25 protein-coding genes are annotated in these 26273 nt (G+C 65.1%); 9 read left to right on the plus strand and 16 right to left on the minus strand.

Features of this window, described 5'->3' with window-relative positions; all coding sequences use genetic code 11:
• Positions 1-459: 459 nt before the first annotated feature.
• The gene (locus tag JQ586_RS10985; RefSeq protein ID WP_312016951.1) at positions 460-954 is read right to left on the minus strand and encodes a GDSL-type esterase/lipase family protein; all 495 of its coding nucleotides are present in this window, start codon (positions 952-954) and stop codon (positions 460-462) included.
• 359 nt (positions 955-1313) lie between these two features.
• Here JQ586_RS10985 and JQ586_RS10990 point away from each other — a divergent pair, with 359 nt between their 5' ends.
• Positions 1314-2036, plus strand: coding sequence for a dihydrofolate reductase family protein (locus tag JQ586_RS10990; RefSeq protein ID WP_249147480.1), 723 nt, complete (start codon positions 1314-1316; stop codon positions 2034-2036).
• A gap of 133 nt (positions 2037-2169) precedes the next feature.
• Positions 2170-2496 (plus strand): hypothetical protein, encoded by a 327-nt coding sequence (locus JQ586_RS10995; protein WP_212394566.1) that lies wholly within the window; start codon positions 2170-2172, stop codon positions 2494-2496.
• A gap of 14 nt (positions 2497-2510) precedes the next feature.
• Here JQ586_RS10995 and JQ586_RS11000 read toward each other — a convergent pair whose 3' ends face one another.
• Positions 2511-3212 (minus strand): TetR/AcrR family transcriptional regulator, encoded by a 702-nt coding sequence (locus JQ586_RS11000; RefSeq protein ID WP_212394567.1) that lies wholly within the window; start codon positions 3210-3212, stop codon positions 2511-2513.
• 209 nt (positions 3213-3421) lie between these two features.
• Between JQ586_RS11000 and JQ586_RS11005 the strand changes: the two genes are divergently transcribed.
• Both JQ586_RS11005 and JQ586_RS11010 read left to right on the plus strand, forming a co-directional pair.
• Positions 3422-4714 carry an HlyD family secretion protein gene (locus tag JQ586_RS11005; RefSeq protein WP_212394568.1) on the plus strand — a complete coding sequence of 431 codons (1293 nt, stop codon included), beginning with the start codon at positions 3422-3424 and terminating at the stop codon, positions 4712-4714.
• A complete protein-coding gene (locus JQ586_RS11010; RefSeq protein ID WP_212394569.1) occupies positions 4711-6303 on the plus strand; it encodes a DHA2 family efflux MFS transporter permease subunit in 1593 nt (530 codons plus the stop codon). Before JQ586_RS11005 ends, JQ586_RS11010 begins: the two co-directional genes overlap by 4 nt.
• Before the next feature lie 67 nt (positions 6304-6370).
• On the opposite strand, the gene JQ586_RS11015 is transcribed toward JQ586_RS11010, so the two are convergent.
• From JQ586_RS11015 to coxB, 8 genes are all read right to left on the minus strand, one after another.
• Positions 6371-7132, minus strand: coding sequence for an SURF1 family protein (locus JQ586_RS11015; protein ID WP_212394570.1), 762 nt, complete (start codon positions 7130-7132; stop codon positions 6371-6373).
• Complete coding sequence (locus tag JQ586_RS11020) at positions 7129-7515, minus strand: DUF983 domain-containing protein (RefSeq protein ID WP_212394571.1); 387 nt, start codon at positions 7513-7515, stop codon at positions 7129-7131. The genes JQ586_RS11015 and JQ586_RS11020 overlap by 4 nt, the downstream gene beginning before the upstream one ends.
• 122 nt (positions 7516-7637) lie before the next feature.
• Complete coding sequence (locus JQ586_RS11025) at positions 7638-8534, minus strand: cytochrome c oxidase subunit 3 (RefSeq protein WP_212394572.1); 897 nt, start codon at positions 8532-8534, stop codon at positions 7638-7640.
• Between the two features lie 97 nt (positions 8535-8631).
• Complete coding sequence (locus JQ586_RS11030) at positions 8632-9270, minus strand: cytochrome c oxidase assembly protein (RefSeq protein ID WP_212394573.1); 639 nt, start codon at positions 9268-9270, stop codon at positions 8632-8634.
• A gap of 5 nt (positions 9271-9275) precedes the next feature.
• Positions 9276-9440, minus strand: coding sequence for a CoxF protein (locus JQ586_RS11035; protein ID WP_212394574.1), 165 nt, complete (start codon positions 9438-9440; stop codon positions 9276-9278).
• 39 nt (positions 9441-9479) lie between these two features.
• Positions 9480-10418 carry a heme o synthase gene (locus JQ586_RS11040; protein ID WP_212394575.1) on the minus strand — a complete coding sequence of 313 codons (939 nt, stop codon included), beginning with the start codon at positions 10416-10418 and terminating at the stop codon, positions 9480-9482.
• A gap of 62 nt (positions 10419-10480) precedes the next feature.
• Positions 10481-12097 (minus strand): cytochrome c oxidase subunit I, encoded by a 1617-nt coding sequence (gene ctaD / locus JQ586_RS11045; RefSeq protein ID WP_212394576.1) that lies wholly within the window; start codon positions 12095-12097, stop codon positions 10481-10483.
• Positions 12098-12194: 97 nt separating this feature from the next.
• Positions 12195-13052 carry a cytochrome c oxidase subunit II gene (gene coxB, locus JQ586_RS11050; RefSeq protein WP_212394577.1) on the minus strand — a complete coding sequence of 286 codons (858 nt, stop codon included), beginning with the start codon at positions 13050-13052 and terminating at the stop codon, positions 12195-12197.
• Between the two features lie 472 nt (positions 13053-13524).
• On the opposite strand from coxB, the gene JQ586_RS11055 reads away from it, so the two are divergent.
• The 4 genes from JQ586_RS11055 (at position 13525) to JQ586_RS11070 (ending at position 17161) form a co-directional block, all read left to right on the plus strand.
• Positions 13525-14070, plus strand: coding sequence for an invasion associated locus B family protein (locus JQ586_RS11055; RefSeq protein WP_212394578.1), 546 nt, complete (start codon positions 13525-13527; stop codon positions 14068-14070).
• Positions 14071-14294: 224 nt separating this feature from the next.
• Positions 14295-15722, plus strand: a complete 1428-nt coding sequence (gene tldD, locus JQ586_RS11060; RefSeq protein ID WP_212394579.1) for a metalloprotease TldD — start codon at positions 14295-14297, stop codon at positions 15720-15722.
• Positions 15719-16495: a signal peptidase I gene (gene lepB, locus JQ586_RS11065; RefSeq protein ID WP_212394580.1), complete on the plus strand. Its 777-nt coding sequence runs from the start codon at positions 15719-15721 to the stop codon at positions 16493-16495. The genes tldD and lepB overlap by 4 nt, the downstream gene beginning before the upstream one ends.
• Positions 16496-16594: 99 nt before the next feature.
• On the plus strand, positions 16595-17161 hold the full coding sequence (locus JQ586_RS11070) for a nucleotidyltransferase family protein (protein ID WP_212394581.1): 567 nt from the start codon (positions 16595-16597) through the stop codon (positions 17159-17161).
• A gap of 103 nt (positions 17162-17264) precedes the next feature.
• On the opposite strand, the gene JQ586_RS11075 is transcribed toward JQ586_RS11070, so the two are convergent.
• The 3 genes from JQ586_RS11075 to JQ586_RS11085 all read right to left on the minus strand — a co-directional run bounded on the left by JQ586_RS11075 (position 17265) and on the right by JQ586_RS11085 (position 19986).
• Positions 17265-17819: a PAN domain-containing protein gene (locus JQ586_RS11075; RefSeq protein ID WP_212394582.1), complete on the minus strand. Its 555-nt coding sequence runs from the start codon at positions 17817-17819 to the stop codon at positions 17265-17267.
• Between the two features lie 181 nt (positions 17820-18000).
• Entirely contained in the window at positions 18001-19371 is a 1371-nt protein-coding gene (locus JQ586_RS11080; RefSeq protein WP_212394583.1) for a glutamate--cysteine ligase, read from the minus strand.
• Positions 19372-19464: 93 nt separating this feature from the next.
• Complete coding sequence (locus tag JQ586_RS11085; RefSeq protein ID WP_212394584.1) at positions 19465-19986, minus strand: MarR family winged helix-turn-helix transcriptional regulator; 522 nt, start codon at positions 19984-19986, stop codon at positions 19465-19467.
• Positions 19987-20117: 131 nt separating this feature from the next.
• On the opposite strand from JQ586_RS11085, the gene gstA reads away from it, so the two are divergent.
• On the plus strand, positions 20118-20735 hold the full coding sequence (gene gstA / locus JQ586_RS11090) for a glutathione transferase GstA (RefSeq protein WP_212394585.1): 618 nt from the start codon (positions 20118-20120) through the stop codon (positions 20733-20735).
• 128 nt (positions 20736-20863) lie between these two features.
• Here the strand turns inward: gstA and JQ586_RS11095 are convergent, their stop codons facing one another.
• From JQ586_RS11095 to JQ586_RS11105, 3 genes are all read right to left on the minus strand, one after another.
• On the minus strand, positions 20864-23089 hold the full coding sequence (locus JQ586_RS11095) for an FAD-dependent oxidoreductase (protein ID WP_212394586.1): 2226 nt from the start codon (positions 23087-23089) through the stop codon (positions 20864-20866).
• Between the two features lie 20 nt (positions 23090-23109).
• Complete coding sequence (locus JQ586_RS11100) at positions 23110-24318, minus strand: acetyl-CoA C-acetyltransferase (RefSeq protein WP_212394587.1); 1209 nt, start codon at positions 24316-24318, stop codon at positions 23110-23112.
• A gap of 75 nt (positions 24319-24393) precedes the next feature.
• A complete protein-coding gene (locus JQ586_RS11105; protein WP_212394588.1) occupies positions 24394-26184 on the minus strand; it encodes an acyl-CoA dehydrogenase C-terminal domain-containing protein in 1791 nt (596 codons plus the stop codon).
• Between the last annotated feature and the right edge of the window lie 89 nt (positions 26185-26273).

The raw sequence follows: 26273 nt of genomic DNA on the forward strand, positions 1-26273 counted from the left end.
AAAGCCGGGTGCCGATCGCACCCATGGGCCCCGTGCAATGTAGAAAGCACGGGGGTAGGACCACAGGTGTAACCGGAGCAATCCGGCTTTCCCTGCGCGATGGGTTACGGCTTATACGTGCTCTCCCCGGCGAGACTGGGCTTTTTTGTCACCGCCGTCAGCAAGAGACCTTGGTCTCTTGCTGACAGGACACCTGCCACCAGGGCGTCAGGCCTGCACGACTTCGCCGTCCGCTCCATGCGCTCTCGTCAGCCACGCATGCAACGTCCACCGCATCCCACCACAACGTTCGTGACGATCGCGAGCGCCCCTCAGGCGGGTGAGACGGGAAACTCTATACACCGATTTGCCATTACGATAAACCGAAATATTTTTGCACGAGGGGCTTGCGCCGTCGGGCAAATCAATGATTGGCGCGCGAGGGACGGAAGGCGGCTGCGTACGCCTGACCGTGTCGCGTCACCTCACCATCCCGATCAGATGATTGGCCACCCACCGATGGCCTTCGGCCGTCAGGTGAATGCCATCCGACTGAACCATCCCCGCGGCTCTCGCCGAATTGATGATCCCGTCGGCGGCCACGGTGCGGATGTGACGCCTGTGCAGTTCGCCGAGGATCCGTGCCATATTGGCCCGCCGCTCCTCGGGGGTGACGATGGGTCCATTGCCGCGCAGGCCGCGCCTGAAATCGTTGCCGCCGAAGTTCAGGATCACGATCGTCGTGCCTTCCGGCACCGAACTGTCGAGACGCGCCAGCTCGCCGCCCGTCGTATCCCCGCTGATTCCGGCATTCGTGACGTGAACATTCCGGCCCCTGGCCTGAAGCATGCTCTCCAAAACCGCGGGCCAGGCTTCCGACGATGACACGCCCTTCCCCTGCGTGTTGCTGGCGCCGAGCGCCACGATCTGCGCCAGCGCTGAATTCGGCAAAGCCAGGCCGAGCAGGATCGACACCAAGGCGAAAACGACAGCGTTGCCTGCCCGCATGACCGCCCCCTCTGTTCGAAGTCCGGCTGAAATGTAGCCAAGCCCGGTACGACGCACAATCGATCACCGGCGGCCTGGATGGGCCTTGGCGTTCAGAGCGTTCTCGAGCGAAGTGGACACCGGTTCGCGTGAAGAAACGGGTCAAATCAAGAATCCAGAGCTTCGGTCCTGATTCGGTCAGAACCGAAGCTCCAGTCGCGACGGGGCATGCAACACGCGTTGGACGCCACGTCGCTGTCGGAGTTGAGGGACCGGATGCGGCAACCTAGATCAAGCATTCCCGGGCGGCGCCTGCCGTTGCCGTTACCCCTTCAACCGAAGAGTTCATGCCTATGCGTCCCCACATCATCTGCCACATGGGCACGTCGATCGACGGCCGCCTGCATCCCAGCCGCTTCACCGCCGCCGCCGCAGGCGTCTCGCGCGAGGTCCTGCGCTCGCATTATGAGCGTATCCACGACAGGTTCGACGCCGACGGATGGATCATCGGCCGCAAGACCATGAGCGAAATGGCCAAGGGATCGGAGCGGCCGATCGCCTATGCACCGAAGGTGCCGCGCGAGGCGCATCTCGGCAAGCAGAACGGCCGCAAGCTCGCAATCGGCATCGATCCGTCCGGCCGCGTGCACTACGGCAAGGACAATGTCGGCGGCGATCACGCCGTTGCGGTGCTGGGCCAGCAGGTCTCCGACGCCTATCTTGCAGAGCTGCGCGAGGACGGCGTGTCCTGGGTCTTTGCCGGTGCGAAGGGCGATGATCTGCCCGGCGCCATGGCGCAGATCGGCGCGCTGTTCGGCGTCAAGACCCTGCTGCTCGAGGGCGGCGGCAAGATCAACGGCGCATTCCTCAAGCACGGGCTGATCGATGAGTTCAGCACCCTGATCTATCCGGCGGTCGACGGCGTCGCCGGAGCGCAGAGCATCGTCGACTATGATGGTCCGGAAGGCGATCGACCCGGCGCAGGGCAGGCGTTGCGGCTGACACATTGCGAAACGCTGGAAGGCGGCATGGTGTGGCTGCGCCACTCGGTCGAGCGCGCTCCCGGTTGAGCCTTTCTTCTGGAAGCGCGTTGGACGAACGGATCAACATCGCCTGAAATCCGCCGAGACGGCGAAGCACTCGACAAGAACTGCCTCCCGGACCACTCTTTCCAAACGGGCACAACGATGCGGGGGGGGCAACATGGAAGAGTGGCTGCGCATTTGCGCCAACATCGCCTCGATCCTGACGTCGATCATTGCGGCCGGCGCCTCGATCGCGTTCTGGGCGAACCGGCGCTCACGCCGGATGCGGCTCGAAAACTATCTGAAGGCCAAGAAGCGGAAATCGCCCGACGAGCTGTTCTCAGCGACGCGCCTGATGGCCGATCTCGGAATGACGCAGGCAGAGATATTCGCGGCGAGCTTTGCCAGCCGGCATGTCGCGCGGGACGTTCGCAAGGACGCCTCCACCGGGTTTGCAGCGGAGGTGTTGTTCCAGTACCAGGACGGTCCGGCGGCGTCGAGTTGACTATTGGCCGGGCCTCAACCCCAACTGTTGCGGCAAGCCGCGAGAAAGAACGCGACTCCGCGCGCCACATGCGCATCCATTTCCGGTTCGAGCCTCTTGAGATCCACCTCGAACAGCGCCCTGAGCAGCATGGGGACCGCAATGAGATCGAGGAACAGTCGTGCCGTGGTTGGCAGATGCTCCGGCGCAAAGGCCGGCAGCGAGCCGAGTTCGTCGTGCGCGGTCAGCTCGCGCAGGAGGTGAACCCCGATCTCGGTGGACAGCTCACGCGCCCTCCGACTGACGGTCGCGGCCACATCGGGAAAGCGGTGCGCTTCGGCAATCGCGAGCCGCATCAGTCCGATCCTCTCGGCGTCGAACCCCCAATGCATCAGCGTGGTCGCCGCGCTGGTGAGGCGCTCCTCGACGGTTGCGCCGGTCGGCGCCTCGAACTTGAACTCGGCGATGCGCGAGAGGATGTCGCGCAGCACGACTTCGGTGAACAGCGCCCGCTTGTCCTGGAATCGCGCATAGATGGTGCGCTTGCCGGAGCGTGCGATCTCGGCGATCTCGTCGATGCTGGCGCCCTCGAACCCGCGCGCCAGGAAAATCCGTCGTGCCGCGTCGAGGATCCGGGCATCGACCTCGCCGGCCAGCTCCTTTGGCGGGCGGCCCGCCCGCACCTCGGTGCGCCGGCCCTTCGAGGCAGGTAATGTCTTGAGGATGCTGGCGTTCATGGCCGAAATCCCGGGTTCCACGCCGTTGGAGTGGCGGCTTGTGGGGTGAAGCTACCCCAATCACATCTGGTTGTAAATAGAACGGTACAGTACCGTTCCTATTGACGCAATGAGCTCGCGAGACTAGGTGTCACGCAGAACGGAACGGTACCGTTCCTTTTTTTGCGAGGCTCTCGCAGGGCCTCGCCCCGCTAGCAGGAGCAGCGATCATGTTCGACGACAATGTTCTGGAACGGGACGACGCAAGGCTGCCGGGCGTTGACAGCCCTTCGTTCGTTGGCCCCTCGCATGACAACCACACCACGGCAGACAAGGACGGTTTCACCGCGCGGGCACCGGCCCCGCAGCAAGCCCCCGTCGGCAGGGAGCCGGCCGCTCCCGAGCAGCCGGACACACAGCAGCAGGCCAGCGACAAGCGACGCCGCAGCTTCCTGCGCCGCCGACCGGTCGTCTCGGCGATCGGCGCCGTGCTGCTCGCCGCCGCGCTCGGCGGCGGCTACCTCTACATGGACTACGCCGAGCATTTCGAATCCACCGACGACGCCTTCATCGCCGCACGGCAGTCCACGCTCGCGCCCAAGGTCGCCGGCTACATCACTGCCGTTCCCGTCACCGACAACCAGCATGTCGCTGATGGCGATGTGATCGCGCGTATCGACGATCGCGACTATCGGGTTGCCCTGGCGCAGGCCGAGGCCCAGGTCGCTGCCGCCCAGGCCAGCATCCAGAACGTCGATGCCCAGCTCGACGTGCAGCAGGCGCAGATCGCCGCCAACCAGGCTCAGGTGGACCAGGCGCAGGCGGCACTGGTGTTCGCCCAGCAGCAGGCGACGCGCTACCAGCATCTGGAGCAGACCGGCTACGGCACCGTTCAGAACTCCGAGCAGTACACTTCGCAACTGCATCAGCAGCAGTCGGCGCTGCTGAGCGCACAGGCGACGCTGAATCTGGCACAGCGGCAGGTCGAGGCGCTCAAGGCACAGCGCAAGAGCGCGGTCGCGAACCTCGCCCAGGCCGAGGCGCAGCGCGACCAGGCAAGGCTCAACCTCTCCTATACGGAGGTGACCGCGGCCCAGCCCGGCCGTGTGGTCAACCTCTCGGCCGCAGTCGGCCAGTTCGCGCAGGCCGGCACCAACCTGACATCGTTCGTGCCCGACCAGATCTGGGTGACGGCGAACTTCAAGGAGATCCAGCTCGACAAGATGCGGCCCGGCGAGAAGGTGACACTGAGGATCGACGCCTATCCGGGACGCACGATCAACGGCCATGTCGAGAGCGTGCAGCCCGGTTCGGGCACCGCCTTCTCGCTGCTGCCGGCGCAGAACGCCACCGGCAACTACGTCAAGATCGTGCAGCGCGTGCCGGTCAAGATCGTGATGGACAACCCGCCGACCGACGTCGCGCTCGGCCCGGGCATGTCGGTGGTGCCGACCGTGCGGATCGATCCCACGCCGTCGCTGTTTGAGCGGCTCGAAAGCCTCAATCTGGGGAGGCTGCTGTGAGTGCCATTGCGATCGACGCCAAAGGTTTTTCTGTCCCACGCGTAGCCCCGAACCCCTGGCTGATCGCCATCGTCGTCGCGCTCGCGAGCTTCATGGAGGTGCTCGACACCACCATCGCCAATGTGGCGCTGCCCTATATCGCGGGCGGCATGGGCGTCAGCGAGGACGAAGCCTCCTGGGTGGTCACCACCTACCTCGTCTCCAACGCCATCATCCTCACCGCCTCGAGCTTCCTCGCGAAGATGCTGGGGCGGAAGACCTTCTTCCTGATCTGCCTCGGCATTTTCACGGTGAGCTCGATCCTGTGCGGGTTTGCGCCCAGCCTGAACGCGCTGCTGCTGTTCCGCATCCTGCAAGGTCTCGGCGGTGGCGGCATGGTGCCGGTCGCGCAATCGATCCTCGCCGATGCGTTTCCGCCCGCCAAGCGCGGCCAGGCGTTCGCGGTGTTCGGTATCGCCGTGGTGGTCGCGCCCGTGGTCGGTCCGACGCTCGGCGGCTGGCTGTCCGACAATCTGTCCTGGCACTGGTGCTTCCTGATCAACGCCCCGGTCGGCGCGTTCGCGATTCTCCTGATCGCGGCGGTGCTGCACGAGCCTGCGAAGACCAGCACATCGCAACAGCAGAAGACGGGCTTCGACTTCATCGGCTTCATGCTGGTCGCGACCTTCCTCGGCGCGCTCGAGGTGATGCTCGACCGCGGCCTCGAGGACGACTGGTTCGCCTCGCCCTTCATCGTCACCTTTGCGGTGATCTGCGGCAGCGCATTCGTGCTGATGATCCCGTGGGAGATGACCCGGCGCAATCCGATGATCGACCTGCGCATGGTGGCAAGCCGGCAGTTCGGCGCCTGCTTCCTGGTGATGCTGGCAACCGGCGCGATCCTGCTCGCGACCACCCAGTTCCTGCCGCAGCTGGTGCAGCAGGATTTCGGCTACACCGCGACCTGGGCCGGTCTCGTGCTGTCGCCCGGCGGCGTCGTCACCATGGTGATGATGTTCGTGGTCGGCCGCGTCGCCGCCAAGGTGCAGCCGAAATACCTGATCGTCGTCGGCGCGCTGGTGATCGCGCTCTCGATGTACGCCATGACCAACGTCTACGGCGATCTCGGCTTCTGGTTCATGGCGCGCTCGCGCATGCTGCTCGGTGTCGGCCTGCCGCTGATCTTCGTGCCGATCATGGCGGCGTCCTATGACGGCATTCCGGCTGACAGGACCGACCAGGCCTCCGCGCTGATCAACGCGGCGCGCAACACCGGCGGCTCGATCGGCGTTTCCCTCGTCTCCAACGTGCTGACGCATCGCGAGCAGTTCCACCAGAGCCGGCTGGTCGAGCAGGTGACGCCGTCGAGCCCGCAATATCAGGATACGTTGCAGCAGATGACGAGCTTCTTCGCCGGCCATGGCAGCACACTGGCGCAGGCGCATGACCAGGCGATCCAGTGGATCGGCCAGCAGGTGCAGAACCAGGCGTCGTTCCTCGGCTACATGGACGCGTTCTGGGCGCTGATGCTGATCTCGCTGTCGGCCATCCCGCTGGCGCTGACGCTGCGCAAGGTCAAGCTCGGCGGCCCTGCCCACATGGGCCATTGAGGATCGTTGCAGAGAATGAGCGCGTCGCGGCGACGGCGGCGCGCTCATTCGTGGTGAATCGCTCGCCTCACGCCGCCTTGCGGCTCTGGCCGCGCCACCAGACGCCGAATGCGATCACGACGGCGGCAGCCAGCGAGAACCATGTGATGGCATACTGCATGTGGTCGTCCTTCAGATGCACCTGCAGCGGACCGGGCTTCGGCGTGCCGCTGTCCGGCACCGGGGATTCGAGATCGATGTAGAACGGCGCGACCTCACCCCAGCCCAGCGCGGCCGCCATCGCGCCATGATCGCGCGCGAACCACAGCCGCTTCGGCAAATCCTCCCTGGGCGTCAGCGTGCCCGGGCGCTCGGGAAAGCGGATATAGCCTGACAGCGTGACCGGCGCGCCGGTGACGAGGCGGCCGGCGACGCGATCCTCGAAGCCGCGGTCCTGCATCGTGTTCTGCACGAAGCCGGTGTTGATCACGACCGTCTCGCCGCTCGCAAGCCGGGCCGGCAGGAACGCCCAGGTGCCGGGGCCGCTGATATCGGCGCGCACGCCGGAGCCGGAGCCGTAGACCATTGCGTCCGGCTCCCTGGCATAGGTCGCGGTGAAGGTGACGCGGCGGAATTCGTCCTTCGCCGAAGTCAGTTTCGGCCAGGCCGATGGCTGTGGCAGGGCCTCGGGCGCAGCTGCGAGCCTTGCGTCGAGGGTTGCGATCAGCGCGTGCTTCTCGACCCGGCGCTGCAATTGCCAGAGGCCGAGGCCGACAAAGACGGCAATCAGGATCAGCGTGAAAACGCCGAAGCCAGCGGCACTCGGCTGGCGCGTCGTGGTGTCGTTCATTTCGGTTCGCGGCGGGTCAGCTGGCCTTCGGCGGCCTTGTGGTGGAACTGGAGCGCGATCAGGAGCGACTTCATCGAGCGGAGCGGCACCAGTGTGGTGACGATGATCAGCGGCAGCCAGAGCGCGGCATGGACCCAGAACGGCGGCTGGTATTTCACCTCGACGATCAGCGCGGCCGCGACCACGATCGCGCCCGCCAGCATGATGATGAAGACCGCCGGCCCGTCGCCGGAATCGATGAAGGCATAATCGAGCCCGCAGGCTTCGCAGCGCGGCGCCAGCGTGAGGAAGCCGGCATAGAGCTTGCCCCTGCCGCAGCGCGGGCATTTGCAGGCGAGGCCGCGCAGCGCGCTCTCGGTTACGGTGGTCGGGGTATCGGTCATCAGATCTCTTCGTTGGAGCACGATCTCTCGGAAAGCCGGGTTCCACCTTTCCGGATCATGTACTTCAAATGCAAAAGGGGCGGCCCCTCCGGCCGCCCCTTCCTAGCACGTTGTGCCTGTAGTTAGCCCGCGCCGTGAGCCATGGCCTCTGCGCCGTGGCCCCAGACATAGATGCAGATGAACAGGAACAGCCAGACCACGTCGACGAAATGCCAGTACCAGGCGGCGAACTCGAAGCCGAGGTGCTGCTTCGGCGTGAAATGGCCGGCATAGGCGCGGAACAGGCAGACCAGCAGGAAGATGGTGCCGACCAGCACGTGGAAGCCGTGGAACCCGGTCGCCATGAAGAAGGTCGCGCCATAGACGTTGCCGGCGAAGGAGAACGTCGCATGCGAATATTCGTAGGCCTGCACGCAGGTGAAGCAGGCACCGAGGATCACGGTGAGGATCAGGCCCTGCTTGAGCCCCTGGCGGTCGTTCTCGAGCAGCGCGTGGTGCGCCCAGGTGACCGTCGTGCCCGAGGTCAGGAGCAGCAGCGTGTTCAGCAGCGGCAGATGCCAGGGATCGAAGGTCTCGATGCCATGCGGCGGCCAGGTGCCGGGCACGCTGCAGGCGCCCATCGCCGTGCCGGCGCCGCAGCCGAACACCGCGTCGCGGGTGGCGTGCACGGCATCGGCCGGGAACAGCGCCGAGTTGAAGAAGGCCCAGAACCAGGCGACGAAGAACATCACTTCGGAGGCGATGAACAGGATCATGCCGTAGCGGTGGCTGATCTGCACCACGCGGGTGTGGTCGCCCTTGTACTGGGCTTCCTTGATCACGTCGCCCCACCAGCTCGCCATGGTGTAGAGCACGCCGATGGTGCCGATGCCGAACACGATCGGAGCGGCCGAATAAAGATGGTGCATCCAGCCGATCGCGCCGACCGCCATGATGAAGGCCGAGATCGAGCCGACCACCGGCCACGGGCTCGGGTCGACGAGATGATAGTCGTGATGCTTGACTTGCGCCTCAGCCATTGCCGTCTCTCCATTCGCGTGCCGTCAGGCACGTCTTAAATCCCACAATCGCATCTCCCGAGCATGACGGCCGGCGATCCGGATCATGCTCCCGTAACTAGCCGCCCTTGCGCTGCTCCGCCTCGCCCGCCGCCACCGGCTTCGGCGCCGGATCGCGCACCGGGAAGAAGGTATAGGACAGTGTGATGTTCTTCAGCGTGTCGTTCTCGCTGTCCTTTGCCAGCGACGGATCGACATAGAACACGACCGCCATCTCGCGCTTCTCGCCGGGCGCCATGGTCTGCTCGGTGAAGCAGAAGCAGTTGAGCTTCTGGAAATACGCGCCGACCGTCAGCGGCGCCACATTGTAGGCGGCCTGTCCGGTGGTGGTCCGCGCCGACTGGTTGGTCACGGTGTAGTAGACGGTGACGACCTGGCCGATCTTGACGTCGATCTCGTTCTTTTCCGGCTCGAACTTCCAGGGCAGGCCAGGTGCCACGTTGGAATCGAAGCTGACCGTGATGGTGCGCTCGAGCGGTGCCGACGTCGGCGCCGCGGTCGCCACCTGGGTGGTGCCGTTGAATCCTGTGGCGCGGCAGAACCAGTTGTAGAACGGCACGGCCGCGTAGGACGCGCCGACCATCAGCACCACGACGAAACCGCAGATCGATGCGACCACCGCATCACGCGTCAGCACGCGGCGCGGGACCCTGGCGGGCGCGCCGGCGTTGTCTTGCGTGGTGGGTTGGTTCGCCATCTCACTCACAGCGGCCGCACCAGGACGGCAGGCCCTTTGACCAGGGTGACCGCGAAGAACAGGATGACGAGCACGCCGAGCGCGAGCGCAATGGCGATCGAGCGCTGGCGGCGGCTCTTGAGCTGCGCCTCGGTGAGGACGATTCCGTCTGGTTCCTGCTTCTCGTCCATTGATATCCCATGCGCCCCCATCTCGCCCCCTGGTGCCCCCTACCCGGTGATGACAGGCACGATGGCGCGGACCACGACCTCGGCGAGGAGGACGGCGAACAGCGCGAACAGATAAAGGATGGAAAAGGCGAACAGCCGGCGCGTGGCGCGATTGGCCGGAGTGCCCTCGCGGCGGCGATAGACCTCGACGGCGAGCCACAGCATGCCGGCCCCGAGGACCAGTGAAGTGACGCCGTAGATCGCGTCGAAATAGCCGAGCGGCCATGGCGCAAGCGCGATCGCGACCAGCACGATGGTGTAGAGCAGGATCTGCAGCCGCGTCGCATCCGGACCGGCGACGACGGGCAGCATCGGGATGCCGGCGCGGGCGTAATCGTCGCTGCGGAACAGCGCCAGCGCCCAGAAATGCGGCGGCGTCCAGAAGAAGATGATCAGGAACAGCAGGATCGGCTCCATCGACAGCGAGCCGGTCGCCGCCGCCCATGCCACCACCGGCGGCAGCGCGCCCGCGGCGCCGCCGATCACGATGTTCTGCGCGGTCCAGCGCTTCAGCCACATCGTGTAGACCACGGCATAGAAGAAGATCGTGAAGGCGAGCAGCGCGCCCGCCACCCAGTTGACCAGGATGCCGAGCGTCATCACCGAGAAGAAAGCGAGCGTGATCCCGAACGCGGCGGCCTCCGCCTGCGTGATCCGGCCGCGCGGGATCGGACGGTTGGCGGTGCGGGTCATCAGGGCGTCGACATCGCCCTCATAGGCCATGTTGAGCGCGCCGGAGGCGCCGGCACCGACGGCGATGCAGAGAATCGACGTGAACGCCAGCACCGGATGGACATGCCCGGGCGCGATCATCAGCCCGACCAGCGCGGTGAAGATCACCAGCGACATCACGCGCGGCTTCAGCAGCGCGATGTAGTCGCCCACTTCGGCCTCGGAGATCCGGGGCAACTCGATGGCGTTGTGATCGACAACCGACAAGATCAGGTCTCGCTTCTCTCAAAAGGGCGCGGCGCACTTTGGGTGCGCCGCGCTGTCTCAACTCACTGCACGCGCGGCAGCACTTCGAACTGGTGGAACGGCGGCGGCGAGGTCAGCGTCCATTCCAGCGTGGTCGCACCGGCGCCCCACGGATTGTTGGCGGCCTGCTCCTTGCGGACGAAGGCGTCGATCACGCCGTAGATGAAGATCAGCATGCCAAAGCCTGAAATGTAGGAGCCATAGGAGGAGATCAGGTTCCAGCCGGCGAACGCATCCGGATAGTCGACATAGCGGCGCGGCATGCCCGACAGACCGAGGAAGTGCTGCGGGAAGAACACCAGATTCACGCCGACAAAGGTGAACCAGAAGTGCCACTTTGCGATCGTCTCGGAGTACATGTAACCGGTCATCTTCGGGAACCAGTAGTACCAGCCGGCGAAGATGCCGAACACGGCGCCGAGCGACAGCACGTAGTGGAAGTGCGCCACGACGTAATAGGTGTCCTGCAGCACGCGGTCGACGCCGGCATTGGCCAGCACGACGCCGGTGACGCCGCCGACGGTGAACAGGAAGATGAAGCCGATCGCCCAGAGCATCGGCGCCTTGAACTCGATCGAGCCGCCCCACATCGTGGCGATCCAGGAGAAGATCTTCACTCCGGTCGGCACCGCGATCACCATCGTGGCGGCGACGAAATAGGCCTGCGTCGCGCTGGACATGCCGACCGTGTACATGTGGTGCGCCCACACCACGAAGCCGATGCCGCCGATCGCGACCATGGCGTAGGCCATGCCGAGATAGCCGAACACCGGCTTGCGCGAGAAGGTCGAGACGATCTGGCTGACCATGCCGAAGGCCGGCAGGATCAGGATGTACACTTCGGGGTGGCCGAAGAACCAGAACAGATGCTGGAACAGCACGGGGTCGCCGCCGCCGTCAGCGGCGAAGAAGGTCGTGCCGAAATTGCGGTCGGTCAGCAGCATGGTGATCGCACCGGCGAGCACCGGCAGCGACAGCAGCAGCAGGAACACCGTCACCAGGATCGACCAGACGAACAGCGGCATCTTGTGCAGGGTCATGCCCGGCGCGCGCATGTTGAAGATCGTGGTGATGAAGTTGATTGCACCGAGGATCGACGACGCACCGGCCAGATGCAGCGATAGGATCGCGAAATCGACCGCCGGCCCCGGATGGCCCGAGGTCGACAGCGGCGCATACATGGTCCAGCCCGTACCGACACCGTTGGCGCCCGGCTCACCCTCGACGAAGGTCGAGATGATGAGCAGCGAGAAGGACGCCGGCAGCAGCCAGAACGAGATGTTGTTCATGCGCGGGAACGCCATGTCCGGCGCACCGATCATCAGCGGCACCATCCAGTTGCCGAACCCGCCGATCATCGCCGGCATCACCATGAAGAAGATCATGATCAGGCCGTGCGAGGTCACGAACACGTTGTAGATATGGGTCTCGTGGAAGATCTGGACGCCGGGATACATCAGCTCGGCGCGGATCGCGATCGACATCGCGGCGCCGATGATGCCCGCAATCACCGCAAAGACCAGGTACATCGTACCGATGTCCTTGTGGTTCGTGGAGTAGAGGTAGCGCCGCCATCCGGTCGGGTGGTGGGCGTGATCATCATGGGCGTGATCGTCGTGTGTCGCTGCGCCTGTAGCCATGTTCCAAATCCTGCCTTGCAGTCCCTCTCGGGCCTTGCGGTCCCGTCGCCCTTATTCTTCCAACCGCGCCGTAAGCCTTGGCTCTAAAGTTCCCGGCCTACTGCGCCGCCTCGCCAGCCGAGGCGTAGGTACTCGCCGGGTTGGCCGCATATTTCTTCTTCGCGCCGTCGACCCAGGTCGCGAATTCCTGGTCGCTGACGACGTGCACCACGATCGGCATGTAGGCGTGATCCTTGCCGCACAGTTCCGAGCATTGGCCGTAGAACGTGCCGGTCTTGGTCGCCTTGAACCAGGATTCGTTGAGACGGCCCGGGATCGAGTCGATCTTGACGCCGAAGGCCGGCACCGCGAAGGAGTGGATCACGTCCGCGCCGGTGGTCTGGATCCGCACCACCTTGTTGACCGGAACGACCATCTCGTTGTCGACCGAGAGCAGCCGCGGCGCGGTGCACTTGGTACGCGTCTCGTCACAGGCGAGCAGCGAGTCGAACTCGAACTTGCCGTTGTCGGGATAGGCATAGGACCAGTACCACTGCTTGCCGGTGACCTTCACGGTCAGATCCGGCTTCGGCACGTCGAGCTCGAGGAACAGCAGGCGGAACGAGGGCACCGCGATGCCGACCAGGATCAGGACCGGGATCAGCGTCCAGGCCACTTCGATCAGGGTGTTGTGGGTGGTCCGGGAGGGGACCGGGTTGGCCCGGGCGTTGAACTTCACCACCACGATAATGAGCAGCGCGAGCACGAACAGCGTGATGATGGTGATCAGCACCAGCAGGAAATTATGGAACCAGATGATGTTCTCCATCACCGGGGTCGCGCCCTCCTGGAGCTTGTGCTCCCACGGCGCCGGCTGTCCCAGCTCGGCGGAGGCCGATCCCGCGGCGACGAACGCCATCCCCGCCACCGCCAAACCCAGCAAATGCCTGCCCACCTGGCCAATCGACATCTTCATGCCGCCGCGCTCCCTTGAATTATTCCCCAAAGCACAACCGGCGCGTAGCCGGACATGCAGCACGATCCGCCCTGACAAACGGCCTTCCGGACGTACCCGTCGTCAAGTCAAGGTGGGTACGGGAGCCAGATCGCTAGAACGCGTCGAAATCCAGCCTCTCAAACCATAATTCGCTGGCGCTCGCAATGCAGTAGTAGGGACGAAAGCCATGCGCCCGCGACTAATCTCCGACATGCGAATTTTCCCGCAGAATCAAGCAAAAGTCGCCGGACAAATTGTCCACCAGCTTGACAGGGGGATTGCCCGATGTACCCACAAGCGGGGTCGCCTTCAGGAACCTGATTCGCTGCTGACAGCCCCGATCCGGCGCCGGAATTGCTTGAGGATCGCCTTCAAGGCGCCGTCATTACGGTATCAGTCGGCGAATGGCGTGTTCCGGGACGACCGGACCCGACCGAACATCAGAGGATCGATGGGCGCTTTGAACATTCAGGCAAGATGTGTGGCACCGGCCGGCTGGCTGAATAGCCTGATCGCCGCCGCCCTCACCATCGGTCTGTCCCTGGGTCTGGCCCAGGCGGCCCATGCGCAGGGTGCAGTGCGCTCGGTGCACGGCGACTGGCAGATCCGCTGCGATACTCCGCCGGGCGCACAATCCGAGCAATGCGCCCTGATCCAGAGCGTGGTAGCCGAAGACCGCTCCAACGCCGGCCTGACCGTGATCGTGCTCAAGACCGCCGACCAGAAGAGCCGCCTGATGCGGGTGGTCGCCCCGCTTGGCGTCCTCCTCCCCTCCGGCCTCGGGCTCAAGCTCGACAACCAGGACGTCGGCCGCGCCGGCTTCGTTCGCTGCCTGCCCAATGGCTGCGTCGCCGAGGTCGTCATGGACGACAAGCTGCTGGGCCAGCTCAAGACCGCAAAGACCGCCACCTTCATCATCTTCGAGACGCCGGAGGAAGGCATCGGCTTTCCGCTCAGCCTGAACGGACTGGCGGAAGGGTATGACAAGCTGCCGTGATCGGCCTCACTGTCGCGGCCTCTCCCGATTTGCAGTCATAGGCACTATCTTCCGGGTTCACCGTCCGAGGCCACCAGGCCGGGACCGGCAGGAACAGGTGTCCGGGTTGTAAGATGAGTTCGCCGCTCATCTCTGCTTAGATCGCCGATGGCCTCGCCGGAGATCCCGTTCCGGTTCCGCTTGATGGCCGGATGGCAATGAATTCTTGCTGCGCTGGAGTGACCATGACCGATCTCGCCACAACTTCCCTGCTCGACCGCGCCAATCTCGACCGCGATGCCGCCCGCCGCGAAATGGCACGCGGGCTTGCCGGAGCCGATGACGGCGAGTTGTTCCTGGAGTTCGGGCAGACCGAGGCGCTGGTGTTCGACAATGGCCGGCTCAAGCAGGCGACCTATGACACCTCGCAGGGGTTCGGGCTGCGCGCGGTCAAGGACGACGCGGTCGGCTATGCGCATTCCTCCGATGTTTCGATCCCGGCGCTGATCCGCGCGGCGGACGCGGTTGCGGCGGTGCGCGGCGGCTATTCGGGGACGTTTTCCACGGCGCCGGCCCATACGAATGTCAAACTCTACGGCGACGGGAACCCGCTCGACGCGCCGGGCTTCGAGGCGAAGGTCAAACTGCTCGGCGAGATCGACGCCTATATCAGGGACAAGGATCCGCGGGTGCGACAGGTGTCGGCCAGCCTGAGCGCGACCTGGCAGGTGGTGGAGATCCTGCGGCCTGACGGCGAGAGCTATCGCGATATCCGCCCGCTGGTGCGCGTCAATATCTCCGTGGTCGCCGGCCAGGGTGATCGCCAGGAGAGCGGCAGCAAGGGCTATGGCGGCCGCGAGGGCTACGCGCGCTTCATCGAGACCAAGGCCTGGCGCGACGCCGCCGACGGCGCGCTGCGCGAGGCGCTGGTCAACCTCGAATCGGTGCCTGCGCCTGCCGGCGAGATGGACGTGGTGCTCGGCGCCGGCTGGCCCGGCGTGATGCTGCATGAGGCCGTCGGCCACGGACTCGAGGGCGATTTCAACCGCAAGCAGACCTCGGCGTTCGCAGGGCTGATGGGCAAGCAGGTCGCCGCCAAGGGCGTGACCGTGGTCGATGACGGCACGATGGCCTCGCGCCGCGGTTCTCTTTCCATTGACGACGAGGGCACTCCGACCAATCGCACCGTACTGATCGAGGACGGAATCCTGGTCGGCTACATGCAGGACCGCCAGAACGCGCGGCTGATGGGCATGAAGCCGACCGGCAACGGCCGGCGGCAGAGCTATGCCCATGTGCCGATGCCGCGCATGACCAACACCTACATGCTGGCCGGCGACCGCGACCCGGCCGAGATCCTCGCCTCGGTCAAGAACGGCATCTACGCGGCCAATTTCGGCGGCGGCCAGGTCGACATCACCTCGGGCAAGTATGTGTTCCAGTGCACCGAGGCCTACAAGATCGAGAACGGCAAGGTCGGTGCGCCGCTGAAGGGCGCCATGCTGATCGGCAACGGGCCGACCGATCTCCACAGGATCACCATGATCGGCAACGATCTTGCGCTGGATACGGGGATCGGCACCTGCGGCAAGAACGGCCAGGGCGTGCCGGTTGGCGTTGGCCAGCCGACGCTGCGGATGGAACGGATTACGGTCGGAGGAACAGGCTCGTGAGCAGCGGAAACGAAGTGGTGTCGGCGAAGTCGAAGCCGACGACCTGGCGCGGACAGGCCGCCCAACTGGCCGCGATCGTGGCCGTCGTGTTCCTCGCCAAGGGCGCGATCGCCGAGCCGTTCTACGTGCCGTCAGGCTCGATGGAGCCGACGCTCCTGATCGGCGACGCGCTGGTCGCCTCGAAATTCCCCTATGGCTACGGCGCGGCCTCGCTGCCGATCCAGATCACGCTGCCGGAAACCGGTCGGCTGTTCGGCGAGACGCCGAAGCGGGGCGACGTGGTCGTGTTCCGCTGGCCGGGCGATCGCTCGCAGGCCTGGGTCAAGCGCGTGGTGGGGCTGCCCGGCGACCGCATCCAGATGCGGCAGGGCCAGCTGTTCATCAACGATCATCCGGCTCAGCTGAAGCCCGACGGCACCGGCTTCGCCGAGGACGACCGCGGCGGCGGCGAGGACGCCTATCGCTACATCGAGACGCTGCCGAACGGTGTCAGCCACGCGATCTACAAGATGCGCGACAACGGCCGGCTCGACAACACGGCCGAGGTGACCGTGCCGCCGGGCGATCTGTTCGTGCTCGGCGACAACAGGGACAACTCCGCCGACAGCCGCGTACCCGTGCGCGACGGCGGCGTCGGCTTGCTGCCGATCGACAATCTGATCGGCCGCGCCGATGCCGTGGTCGGCTCCTGGGACATGGGCATGCGCAGCCAGCCGGTCTGGACCTGGCTCTCCGGCTTTCGCCTCGCGCGCTTCTTCACCTCGGTGCATTGATCCCGTAGCCCGGATGGAGCGAAGCGAGATCCGGGATAGGTCGATCTGCCGCAACGGAGACCCCGGCTTCATCCGGGCTACATTCCTCGTGAGATGGCGATGACGCGCGACGAATTCCTCGCCGCGGCGCTCGCCAATCCGGTCAATCGGATCATCGCCGACGAATTGCGGCGCCTCGCTCTGCCCGATGCGTGGATCGTCTCCGGCTGCCTGGTGCAGAGCGTGTGGAACGTGCTGACGCAGCGGCCGGTCGAACACGGCATCAGCGATTACGACGTGTTCTATTTCGATCCCGATACGTCGTGGGAGGCCGAGGACGCCGTGATCCGCACCTTGCAGGCAGAACTCGGCCATCTCGGCGTCACGGTCGAGGTGCGCAACCAGGCCCGCGTCCATCTCTGGTACTCCGCCAAGCATGGCGTGCCCTACCCGGCCTTGTCGCGCTCCACCGACGGCATCGACCGCTTCCTCACCACGACCACGCAGATCGGGCTGCGCCGCACCATTGATGGCCACGATATCTATGCACCTCGCGGGTTCGGCGATGCCGCCCGCATGATCGTGCGGCCGAACCCGACCGCCAACTTCTCCGCGGCGAATTATGCGGCGAAGGCGGAGCGCTGGAAGACGCTGTGGCCGGAGATCACGGTGCTGGTGGCAGAGTGAATTGGCGTTGGTAGCCCGGATGGAGCGAAGCGCAATCCGGGGCAAGTTTCATCCGCGGATGCAGCGGTCCCGGATAGCGCTTCGCTCCATCCGGGCTACAAGATCAACGCACCACGCCCGACGTGTACCCCGCCTTCCGCCGCGGCGGCTTGATTTCCTTTTTCAGGAAACAATGTGCATCGCGGCCGGCATAGCCGGGGCGGGCATAGGTCCAGGCGCGGCACTTGTTGTCGGCGGTGCAGGCGGCCTGGCAGGCCTCGTCGCCATCGCTGCTCTTCAATTCGAAATTCTTGTAGTCGCCGCCGAAGCGGTCGATCGAGGATTCGATGGCGCCGTTACGCGGCTCGACCACGCCGGCGCCGCGCACGCCGGAGACGCAGCAATTGTCCTGCACTCGCGGCGGCACGCTGCTCTTCAGCCAGCACACCGCGCCATTGTTGGTGTCGGTCGGGTAGCTGAAGCTCCAGGCGCGGCAACGGCGGTCGCGCTCGCAGGACAGCGCGCAGTCGGCCGGATCACCAGACGTCACCGGCGAGCTCTGGTAGTCGCCACCCGGACGATCGAAATTGGTCTGCGCCAGCGCGGGCCGCGCGCAGGCTGTGGCCGCGAACGCCGCGAACATCACCACATACGCCCGGAACAGGCGGCCCATCCCCATGAGATTGCTTTCAAATTCTCGCGCCCCGCGCCTTCCGCGGGCGGTCATTTGAGCGCCGTGAACCTGTACGCTGGATGAACGGCAGGGAACCGTGACGCGGGATGCGACGCCAGGCCGCCCACCGCAACGGGCTTCGTGTCTGACCAGAAATGCGAGTGCGTTTTCGCGTCAGGAAAACGCCTTAGAAGGCGTATTCCTGATAGGCCGGTTCCACGGTGCCGTTCCACGGCCCGTTGAACTTCTCCAGCATCTCCTCGGCCGGCGAACGGCCGCTTTCGATGATGCGCTCCAGCGGCTCGAGATAGCGGCTCTCGTCGCGACCGAGATGGTCGATCCGGCCGCGCCGGCGCAATCCGGCATGCGACAGGACCAGGCACTCCTTGGCGATCTCGAACAGATAGCGGTCCTTGATCCGCGCCTTGAAGCCGAAACGCGGGACGTCGTCGCGCAGCGCCTGCCGCTCGGCCGCGGTCCAGTGACGGACGACGTCCCAGGCCGCATCGAGGCTGGCATTGTCGTAGAGCAGGCCGACCCAGAACGCCGGCAGCGCCGGCAGCCGGCCCCACGGCACGCCATCGGCGCCGCGCATCTCGAGGTAACGCTTCAACCGCACTTCGGGGAAGATCGTCGACAGATGGTTGGCCCAGTCCGACAGCGTCGGGCGCTGGCCGGGCAGGCGGTTGTTGCGGCCGTCGAAGAAGGCGCGGAACGAGGAGCCGGAGACGTCGATATACTCGTCGCCGCGCTTGACGAAATACATGGGAACGTCGAGCGCATAGTCGACATAGCGCTCGAACCCCATGCCGTCCTCGAACGCGAACGGCAGCATGCCGGCGCGCGCATTGTCGGTGTCGCGCCAGATCTCGGAGCGGAACGAGAGGAAGCCGTTGGGCTTGCCTTCCGTGAACGGCGAATTGGCGAACAGCGCGGTGGCGACCGGCTGCAGCGCCAGCGAGACGCGCAGCTTCTTCACCATGTCGGCTTCGGAGGAGAAGTCGAGATTGGTCTGCACCGTGCAGGTCCGGAACATCATGTCGAGGCCGTATTTGCCGACCTTCGGCATGTAGTTGCGCATGATGTTGTAGCGCCCCTTCGGCATCACCGGAATCTGCGCCCGCGACCAGGACGGCGTCATGCCGAGGCCGAGGAAGCCGATGCCGAGCGGCGCCGCGATCTCGCGCACCTGTGCCAGATGCGCCATCAGCTCGGACTGCGTCTGGTGCACGGTCTCGACCGGTGCGCCCGACAGCTCGAACTGCCCACCCGGCTCGAGCGATATCGCGCCGCCGCCGGTGACGTCGTAGAGCCCGATGATGTTGCCGCGCTCCATGATCGGCTCCCAGCCGAGCAGGAGCTTCATGCCTTCGAGCAGCGCGCCGATGCCCTTCGCGCCCTCGTAGGGCACCGGATGGTGGCCCTCGAGCGTGAACGGCGTCTTCTCGTGCTCGGTCCCGATGCGGAATTCGGCTTCAGGCTTCACGCCGGCTTCGAGCCACGCCACGAGTTCGTCGCGCGACTGCAGCGGCGTCATATCGATCTGGTCACGCGCCATACAAAATCCAACTCAAGGGCGCTTCGATCGAATGCGCGCGGTGGCAGGGACAGCCGCGAGCCCTGTGGGCCGCGGTTGATGGGATCAAGGATATCATCGGGCAGCTACGCCGTCTCGTGAGGGAGCCGGCTTCGTTTCGGTCTTGTCGCTCTTGGTCTCGCTCCTGGCGTCGCCGCAGGAGCAGCCGAGCCTGTCGAGCAGGCCGCAGAGCTTCGCCGCGTCGGCATCCGACAGTTTGGAGCCGACATGCTTGTCGATCGCGGCGGAATAGGCGCTCCACATCCGCTTCTGCAGCTCGCGTCCGGCATCGGTGATCTCGACGAACTGGCCGCGCTTGTCGATCTTGCATTCGCGCCTTGCCGCCAGCCCCTCGTCGACCAGCCGGTCGATCAGCCGCGACGTCGAATATTGCGGGATCAGCATCTGCCGCTCGAGCTCGACCGGACGCAGTTCGCCGGACGGCGCGCGCGACAGCTCGAGCAGCGCGTCGTACCAGGCGAGCGGCGGAAAGCCGGCCTTCTTCAGATCATGCTCGACACAATCAAGCACCCGGCTCGGCACCCGCATCAGACGGATCCAGGCGGCAGTGGCCTCGGTCGATAGCTTGCGTTTCATGGTCTAGCCCATAAGGTCCCGGAACATAGTGTACCGCACTGAATGCATCTGCATCAATCTTGACTATTTCATGCAGGTGCATGTAGGCAATCCCTCTTCGGACACCAAGGAACAAGGGAAGGAAAAACTCCATGAAACTTTATTACACCCCCGGTGCCTGCTCCCTCTCCCCCCACATCGCGCTGCTCGAAGCCGGGCTGCCCTACGACCTGGTCAAGGTCGACCTGCGCGCCAAGAAGCTCGAAAACGGTGACGATTTCCTGAAAGTGAACCCGAAGGGCCAGGTGCCCGTGCTGGGGCTTGATTCCGGCGAACTGGTCACCGAAGGACCGATCATCATCCAGATGATCGCAGACAAGGTCGCGGACAAGAAGCTCGCCCCGGCGCGCGATTCCAACGAGCGCTACAAGCTGCTCGAATGGCTGAACTACATCACGACCGAGTTGCACAAGAACCTCGGCCCGATGTTCTCGCCCGTTCTCGCCGACGACGCCAAGGCGTTCTTCAAGGACCGTGCGACGGGCAAGTTCAAATATGTCGAGAGCCAGCTCGCCGGCCGCGACTACCTGATGGGCAACCACTTCACGGTGGCCGACGGCTACCTGTTCACCATGATCATGTGGGCGACCGACCGGCTCGGCTTCGACCTCTCCGGCCTGCCCAACCTGATGGCCTACAAGGCCCGCGTCGCCGCGCGCCCGAAGGTGCAGGAAGCGCTGAAGAAGGAAGGCCTGCTGAAGGCGGCGTAAGGTTCTTACGCAGTTACCGATAGCGAAGGGCCGGATCGACGATCCGGCCCTTTTGTTGATCCGAATTTTGTAGCCCGGATGGAGCGAAGCGCAATCCGGGCTACGAAGCTGGCTCACCCGCCGCAAACCTACTCCGCGGCCTGCGCTGCCGGCTTCTTCGGCGGGAAGCGGCCGTAGAAGGTTTCGCCCTTGGCGGCCATCTCCTCGAGCAGTTTCGGCGGCGTGAAGCGCGAACCGTATTTGGCTTCGAACTTGTGGCAGAGCTCGACGAACTTCCTGGTGCCCATGAAATCGATGTAGGACAGCGTTCCGCCGGTGAACGGCGCGAAGCCGAAGCCGAGGATCGAGCCGACATCGGCCTCGCGCACGTCGGTGATGACGCGATCCTCGACGGTGCGCGCGGCCTCCACCGCCTGCACCACCAGGAAACGCTGCTTCAATTCCTCGACTTGAAGCGTATCGGGGTCGAGTTGCTTCGGCTGCAGGGCGGCGAGCCCCGGCCACAGGCTCTTCTGGCCCTTGCCCTTTTCGGGATAGTCGTAGAAGCCCTTGCCGTTCTTGCGGCCGAACCGACCCTGCTTCTCGACCATCTCGACCATCAGCTTCTTCTGCGCCTGGTCGACCGCGTTGGGGCCGAGATCGGCTTCGGTTGCCCTGGTGATCTTCAGCCCGAGGTCGAGCGCGACCTCGTCCTGCAGCGACAGCGGGCCGACCGGCATGCCGGCCATCTTGGCGGTGTTCTCGATCATCGCCGGCGGCACGCCTTCGAGCAGCATCTCGTTGCCTTCGGAGATGTAGCGCATCACGCAGCGATTGGCGAAGAAGCCCCTCGAATCATTGACCACGATCGGGGTCTTGCCGATCGCCCGCACGTAGTCGAGCGCGGTCGCAAGCGCTGCATCTCCGGTGCCCTTGCCCATGATGATCTCGACCAGCATCATCTTCTCGACCGGCGAGAAGAAGTGGATGCCGATGAACCGGCCCTGATCCTTGAACTCCTCGGCCAGCGAGTTGATGGGCAAGGTCGAGGTGTTGGAGGCGAAGATCGCGCCGGCCTTCAGCAGCGGCTGCGCCTTGGCGTAGGTGTCGGCCTTGACCTTGCGGTCCTCGAACACGGCCTCGATCACGAGGTCGCAGTCGGAGATCGCCTTGTAGTCTGATGTCGCGGTGATGCGCGACAGGATGGCCTCGCCCGCCTCCGCCTTCATGCGGCCCTTGGCGACCTGGCCGTCGATCACGCCCTTGGCGTGGGCCCTGCCCTTGTCGGCGCTCTCCTGGTCGCGGTCGACGAGCACCACCTCGATGCCGGCCTGCGCCGACACGTAGCCGACGCTGGCGCCCATGAAGCCTGCGCCGATCACGGCGAGCTTCTTCACCTTGGTCGGGGGCACGCCGGCCGGCCGGCGCGCGCCCTTGTTCAGTTCCTGCATCGACAGGAACAGAGAGCGGATCATCGCCGCCGCCTCGTTCGAGCGCAAAATCTTGGCGAAGTAGCGCGACTCGACCCGGAGTGCCGCGTCGATCGGCAGCTGCAGGCCCTCGTAGACACAGCTCATGACGGCGCGCGCAGCCGGATAGTTGTCGTAGGTCTCGCGGCGATAGATCGCGTTGCCGGCCGGGAACATCTGCATGCCGGCCTTGGAGAACACCGGACCGCCGGGCAGCTTGAAGCCCTTCTCGTCCCACGGCGCGATCGCCTTGCCGGCGCCCTTGATCCAGTCCTTGGCGGCCTTGATTAGGTCGGCAGCCGGAACGACGGCGTGAACCAGGTTGAGCGCCTTGGCGCGCGCAAGATTCAGCGCCTCGCCCTTCAGCAGCATCGTCATGGCGTCCTGCGGCGGCACGATGCGCGGCACGCGCTGGGTGCCGCCGGCGCCGGGGAACAGGCCGACCTTGATCTCGGGCAGGCCGAGCCGGGTCTTCGGATTGTCGGCGGCGACGCGGTAGTGGCAGGACAGCGTGATCTCGAAGCCGCCGCCGAGTGCCAGCCCGTTGATCGCGGCGGCCCACGGCTTGCCCGAGGTTTCGATCGAGCGGAACACCAGCGAGAAGCGGCGGCTCTGGTCGAACAGCACCTGGTTGGCGGCTTCCTCGCCCTTCTCTTTCAAGAGCTGCGCATAGGTGCGGCTCATGCCCTCGAGCATCGAGAGGTCGGCGCCGGCGCAGAACGCGTCCTTGGCCGAGGTGATGACGACGCCCTTGATCGCGGCATCGCCGGTGGTCTGCTTGACGATGTCCTCGATCTCCTGGATCGAGGTCTCGTCGAGCACGTTCATCGAACGGCCGGGAATGTCCCAGGTGACCAGCGCAATGCCGTCGGCGTCGGTTTCGAACTTGAAATTCTTGTAAGCCATGTTGTTCGCTCCCCTTGGCCCTACACGCGCTCGATGATGGTGGCGGTGCCCATGCCGCCGCCGATGCACAGCGTGACCAGCGCGGTCTCCTTGTTGGTGCGCTCGAGCTCGTCGAGCACGGTGCCGAGGATCATCGCACCGGTGGCCCCGAGCGGATGGCCGAGCGCGATCGCGCCGCCATTGACGTTGATCTTGGCATTGTCGATGTCAAAAGCCTGGATGTAGCGCAGCACCACCGAGGCGAACGCTTCGTTGAGCTCGAACAGGTCGATGTCAGACTTCTTCATGCCGGAACGCTCGAACAGCTTTTCGGTGACGTCGACCGGGCCGGTCAGCATCATCGCAGGCTCCGAACCGATGTTGGCGAAGGCCCGGATTTTTGCCCGCGGCTTCAGGCCGTGCCTCGCACCGGCCTCCTTGCTGCCGAGCAGCACCGCACCGGCGCCGTCGACGATGCCGGACGAATTGCCGGCATGGTGCACATAATTGACCTTCTCGACCTCCGGATGCGACTGGATCGCGACCGCGTCGAAGCCGGCCATCGCCGCCATCGCAGCGAATGACGGCTGCAACTGCGCCAGCGACTGCATCGTCGTGGTGGGGCGCATGTGCTCGTCCTTGGCGAGAATGGTGAGGCCATTGATGTCCTTGACCGGCACCACCGAGTTCCTGAAGCGGCCTTCATCCCAGGCCTTGCCGGCGCGCTGCTGGCTCTGCACGGCATAGGCATCGACATCATCGCGCGAAAAGCCGTATTTGGTGGCGATCAGATCGGCCGAGATGCCCTGCGGCATGAAATAGGCCGGCACCGCCATCGAGGGGTCCATCGGCCAGGCACCGCCGGAGGCGCCGATGCCGACGCGGCTCATCGATTCGGCGCCGCCCCCGATCACGAGTTCATGCTGGCCGGCCATGATCTGGGCCGCAGCGAAATTCACGGCGTCGAGGCCGGAGGCGCAGAAGCGGCTGATCTGCACACCCGGCACCTTTTCGCCGAGGCCGGCGTTGAGCGCGGCGAAGCGCGCGATGTCGGAACCGGCCTCGCCGACCGGGTCGACCACGCCGAGCACGACGTCGTCGACACTGTCCTCGGGCAGGTTGTTGCGTTCCTTCAGCGCCTTGAGCGGCACGGTGGCGAGCGCCAAAGCGGTGACTTCGTGCAGCGCGCCATCGGACTTGCCGCGGCCGCGCGGGGTGCGAACGTGATCGTAGATATATGCCTCAGGCATGACGCGCTCCTTATATGATGATCATAATATATAGCCCAGCCGAGCGCCACCGCGAGCGGGTGCGGCGGCAATCTTTCAGAACGCGTCGGCGGCCAGTTCCATCGTGGTCGCGCTGCCGCTCTGGATCCGGGCCAGATGCACTGATGTCTCCGGCAGCAGCTTCTCCATGTAGAAGCGGCCGGTCACGAGCTTGGTGTTGAGGTATGTGGTGGCGCCGCCGGCGGCGATCTTGTCCTGCGTCACCTTGGCCATCTTGGCCCACATATAGCCCATCGCGACGAGGCCGAACAATTTCATGAAGTCGGTCGCGGCCGCGCCGGCATTGTCGGGCTTGGTCAGCGCGTTCTGCATCAGCCAGCCCGTCGCCTGCTGCAGATGGCCGAGCGCGGCCGAGAGCGGCGTGACGAACGGCTTCATCGCCTCGTCGCCCCCATGCTCCTTGGCGAAGGCACCGACCTCGCCGAAGAACGCCATCGCGGCGCGACCGCCGTCGCGCGGCAGCTTGCGGCCGACCAGGTCGAGCGCCTGGATGCCGTTGGCGCCCTCGTAGATCATCGCGATGCGCGCATCGCGCACGAACTGCTCCATGCCCTGCTCGGCGATGTAGCCATGGCCGCCATACATCTGCTGCGCGGAGACGGTGTTGGCAAAGCCGGTGTCGGTGAGCACGCCCTTCAGCACCGGCGTCATCAGGCCCATGTGATCGTCGGCGGCCTGACGATCCTTCGGATCGTCGGAGCGATGCGCGACGTCGCTCTTCAGCGCGGTCCAGATCACCATGGCGCGCGCCGCCTCGTTGAAGGCGCGGATGGTGAGCAGGGTGCGGCGCACGTCGGGATGCACGATGATCGGATCAGCCGGCTTGTCGGGCGCCTTCACCCCGGTCAGCGAACGGCCCTGCAGGCGCTCGCGCGCATAGGCGACCGCGTTCTGGTAGGCGACCTCGGACTGCGCGAGGCCCTGCACGGCGACGCCGAGGCGGGCCTCGTTCATCATCACGAACATGCCCTGCATGCCCTTGTTCTCTTCGCCGATCAGCCAGCCGGTGGCGTTGTCGTAGTTCATCACGCAGGTGGAATTGCCGTGGATGCCCATCTTGTGCTCGATCGAGCCGCAGGACACGCCGTTGCGCGCGCCGAGCGAGCCGTCGGCATTTACCAGCACCTTCGGCACCACGAACAGCGAGACGCCCTTGATGCCGGCCGGCGCACCCTCGATGCGCGCCAGCACCAGATGGATGATGTTCGGGGTCAGGTCGTGCTCGCCGGCGGAGATGAAGATCTTCGTACCCGAAATCCTGAAGCTGCCGTCCGCCTGGCGCACCGCCTTGGTGCGGAGCAAGCCGAGGTCGGTGCCGCAATGCGGCTCGGTCAGATTCATGGTGCCGGCCCACTCGCCCGCCACCATCTTGGGAACGTAGGTCTTCTTCTGCTCGGGAGTGCCGTGCACGAGGAGTGCGGCGGTCGCGCCCATGGTGAGTCCGCCATACATCGAGAACGCCATGTTGGCGGAGATCTGGAATTCGTTCACCGCCTGGCTCAGCACGACAGGCAGGCCCTGCCCGCCATATTCCGTCGGCGCCGAGAGGCCGAGCCAGCCGCCTTCCGCGACCTGCCTGAAGGCCTCCTTGAAGCCCTTCGGCGTGGTGACGCTGGCGTCGTCGTTGCGCTTGCAGCCTTCGAGATCGCCGGTGCGGTTGATCGGCTGCAGCACTTCTTCGCTGAGCTTGGCGGCCTCGCCCAGGATCGCTTCGCGCACATCGGCCGATGCGTCGGTGAAGCCCGGAAGGTTGTCGTAGCGATCGATCTGGAAGACGTCATTGAGCAGGAAGCTGACGTCTTCGATGGGCGCTTTGTAGGTCGGCATGCTGATCTCCCGGCTGGCTCGCGATCGCATTTGCGACTGAGACGGCGCAGCTTTGTCCTTGGGTTTGTTGGAGCGGACCTTATCCGGTT

This window comes from Bradyrhizobium jicamae (assembly GCF_018130215.1).
Classification (GTDB): Bacteria; Pseudomonadota; Alphaproteobacteria; order Rhizobiales; family Xanthobacteraceae; genus Bradyrhizobium; species Bradyrhizobium jicamae_A.